The 4,146-nt window shown below is 39.0% G+C and carries 1 protein-coding gene; it reads left to right on the top strand.

From position 1 onward, the window contains the following. Positions 1 to 37 precede the first annotated feature (37 nt). On the top strand, positions 38 to 4,117 hold the full coding sequence (locus B7992_RS16055; protein ID WP_141100515.1) for a hypothetical protein: 4,080 nt from the start codon (positions 38 to 40) through the stop codon (positions 4,115 to 4,117). Positions 4,118 to 4,146 lie beyond the last annotated feature (29 nt).

Genomic DNA, 4,146 nt, shown 5'->3' with positions numbered 1-4,146 from the left:
TTTTTTGCATCCTTCAGATTCCGCTCGGATTATGCATTTGCAAATAGAATTCGGGAATGATTACGAGTTCGATGATGGTGTTTTGTGGTATTTGGCGCAAGATGCTGATAAAAGGGATGAAAAATATAAACCATCCATTGCAAAATTAGGTGAGGGAGATGTTGATACTCTTATTGGTCGTACACAACTTTTGAATTCTTATGATATGATTACCACTTATGATAAGCCTATGTTCCGTTTGACGTATTCTTACGGCATGCCGAGTGTAGGAAATGGCCGCCGTATGCGCACCGATTATCTTTTCCAGAAAAAGTATCATATCAACAAGTCTACGTTGAACGATATTATTGTGAAACAGGCGACAAATGTAGTCAAAACAATAATGATTGATAGTGCTAAAATTGATACTATTATTGCATCAAAAATTTCTGACAATCTTTCGGAAGTTCTTACGGGAATAACTGATAATTTGCTTTCTACACCGAATTTTGATGAAATGTGGCAATTTGAGAATCAGAATTTTGAAGAACATTCTAGCATTTTGAAAGGAATTGATGGACTGTCGGATAAAGTAAGAAAACTTGTTCAAAATAATATGAATGGATGGGTGAAAAAAGGCGTTGGAGCGGGAGTAGGCTGGGCTAGCCAGCAAGTTCTTGGTTTCCTTTTTGAGAAAATAGATTTGGGTGAGAAAATAGATGATCTTCCGCAATGGCTTGTTGATTTTATTGCTGTCATGGAAAATTTCCTTCCTCCAACGCTTCAAGACGACATTGTTTCAACTTTTGCCTCTTCCTATTCTCCTAAATATGACGGCATGAAACTTGCTAGTGATAATTGTGCTTCAGGCCTTTCTTTGATGAATCCGCTGACCTATGGTAATGTAACAAATCTTGTTGGAAAAGATTACACAGAAGATTGTACCTATAGTGGCCAAAAGAAATTGGCTCAGGGATTGATTCAGTATTCAATAAATTTCTTTGATCAAGGAACTTATGATATTCCGACAAATAGTTCGTATGGCGGTAGTGTGACTTTGTTCTCAAATTCGGATATTTTGCGAAGAGGTTTTCCATTACATGTAAATTCTAATATGGATTCGTATTACGCTAGTTATAAGTCTGGCCTTGTGGAAATAGGTGCCGTATCTTCTAATCGGGAGTTGGTTGATGAAATTCTTGATGTTACATGTATGGGGGTTAAATTGATTCCTGCCTATGGTGTTGCTTTAGAAAAAGCATGTCAAGTGGCTCGAATGGGGACAAATATGGCTTTTATGGCCGATATTGCGGCTGAATCCGCGAAACTAAATGATAGACATAGTGCATTGAGAGCGTCAGATGTAATGGCTTTAAAGGCTTCTCTTGTTAAGAATTCCGGCGGTATTACTGGTATGGATTCAATGCTTTATGAAAATCCATATATAAGTTTGCAATCGGTGGTGGATTCCTCAGTTGATGGAACGCGTATGTTGCCAATGATGTTTTATGTAACATCGGATAGTGGACCGGCTGTTCCTGAAATTTCAAATTACGTACAATTGAAGTCTGTGCTTGCTGGCAGGTTAGGCGTGGTTGAAGATAGCCTTGAACCTTCAAAAATCTATCCTTACGAGGAGGAAATAGACTCTTATAAGGATAACGGACTTAAGACTTTAAATGATTATCGTTCGTTATCTATCAAATATTTAAGTTACGAAAATGCAGGAAATGACAAATTTGTTAGGAGAATCTCTTACAAGAATCTTCCTGCCATTACGGTTACTGATGAATTGCAAGAATATCGTTTCCAGATCGATGATTTGCGTCCAGATTTAATTAAGGAAATAAAAATAGATTTCAATACTGATGTTCAGTTCTATTTTACTCGTTCTACAACTGGAGTATGGAGAATAGAAATTGCAAGAGCTGGAGGTACACAGAAAACTGTAACTTCTACATATAGACCGGTAGTGGATGCAAATGGACTATTTGTTTTCCGTCCGAAGGACATTGTTGAAAAATTCAATGAAGGTAAATCGGTTGCTGAAACAATTGCCTTTAACAAGGTTCAGCAAGAAGGTCCCAATACGGTTACAATCTCATTGACCAATAATTTGGGTTTAAATGGATATTCGCAGTTCTCGTTCTATTACCAATCTACTTTACCTTATCTTCGAGAGGGTTTCCCGAAGGATCTTCAGGTTGTTTCTAATTTGAACGAGGTTTTCTTTAATGCTAGTAATCTTGGTGATCCTTATGATTTCACAGATGGTACTTTGTCTTTGTTGAAAGCTACGGCTAGTGGCTATCAAGAAGTTGTGTCAAATTTAAAGTCTACCGTACAACCGACGCGGAATTCATTAAAAAGTGTGTATAAGGATTCGCTAGGAAATGATAAGGAGGAATGGGAGCAAAAGTGGAGAATTTCCAATAATCTCGGTGATGATTTCTTGACAAAAAACAGCCTGGAAGATGGTGAGTATGTTCTTCTTTGGAAATTGAAAACTAAAAGTCGCAATTCTTCGCAAGAAAATGATTATGCTATGCGGGTTAGAGTTTGTGTGGATACGAAGGCTCCGAATATATCTCTTGTACTTTTCAAATCTCATTTGACGGGGACTGATCGTGATGGCGTATGGGCTGAAGTTGACAATAGCGCTGATACATCAGCATTGCGTGCTATTCGTGGATTTGTTGTGTCTGAAAGTAGGGATACGATATTCCTGTTCCATAATTATGGAATAGGCTCAACTATGTACGATTTCAATTGGAATGGCAGAGGTGATTCTTTGCCTCAAGGAAAGGCTACAATCTATGTGCAAGCTGTAGATTTTGCGGTGCCAAGTTATGATATGGTTGCTGTTTTAGATAGCTTTGTTGTTGGGGATTCTGTTGCTTTGCGAAATTCCTGGAAAAAAATTCTGAATACTGATGGATCGTTCAAGGCTCATATAAATGATACAACCGTAAGTAGTGAAATTTACATTGATAAGAAAAAGCCGGAATTGGATACGACCTCGGTTGTTGTCGGTAGTGTTGCCGATACGACATTCTTTGCGATGTTCGGGGTTCCGGTATGGTCTCGTACGCAAGGGAGCGTCCCGGTATACAATGATGCAGAGTTGGTGAAACTTACTTTCTCTTTGAAGAATGTTGACGCAAATATGCAAAATGATTCTGTTCGTGTTCAGATATTCTTTAATGATGTTGGACATTCTATTTCTAGAAGTTTCGTGAGAGATTGTGATTTTAAGAGTACTTCTACGTTTGAGTTTATAGAGCCGTTGGCGCAACAGTTGCCTGATGGCAATTATACTGTGTCCGTTATGATGGCTGACGCTGCTGGCAATAAAACGGAAGTCATAGAATTGCCGAAAAAAATCAGAATTGACCGTACTGCACCTTCTGTAAATCAGGTTGTGACTGGGGAACCTGTTTATGCGTCTACAGCTGATGTGGATTCTGCCAATGTATATGTGTCTCAACATTCTGATGTTGCAGAAAATCGTTCAACAATAACTTGTTATCAGCGACTTTCTGATGGAAGTACTTCCAGCGAATGGACGAGTATAGGCTCCGTAGCTGTTGTTGATACTGATATTGTTAGAATTCCGTATTCCATGAAAAATTCCGGGATGGTTTTTGGAGATGGTCAGTACGCGGCGCAGGTGGGGTGTTTTGATGAAGCAGGAAACTTCGGCATGAACAGTGATGCGTTCAGTGTAGGCCATCGTTATCCGACTATTGTTTATCCTTCGTCGGGGACAGCTCCTATTACGGGTAATGTGGTTCAAATAAAAGGTATTGCTCCGGATCCTGTTGTTCCGAATGGAAATGTTCAGACAGCGGAATATAAAGTAGAATGGAAAAATACTGACAGTTCTTCATCGGAATGGCATTCAGATGGAATTGTGTCCATGAATAAACTAGTGAGTTCCCTGGCAACGACATTGGCTGTGTGGAATTTGGATACGTTGCCTCGAGGTAATTACGAAATTAAGTTGTCTGTTCGTGGATGCAGGGATTCTTCTGATAGTAAGTGCTCTTGGATAAGTTCTACGGTCCCAGTGACATTGGATTCCAATGTCACTACTCAGGGAAATAATCCAAGGCGATTTCTAATCGCTAACGCATAATGTTGAACTTTTTCAAAAGATACTCATTT

Origin of the sequence: Fibrobacter sp. UWH1, from assembly GCF_002210365.1 — a bacterium.
In the GTDB taxonomy this organism is placed as follows: Bacteria; Fibrobacterota; Fibrobacteria; order Fibrobacterales; family Fibrobacteraceae; genus Fibrobacter.
The sequence above is the reverse complement of the archived record's forward strand: the minus strand, read 5'-3'. Positions and strand labels throughout refer to the sequence as shown.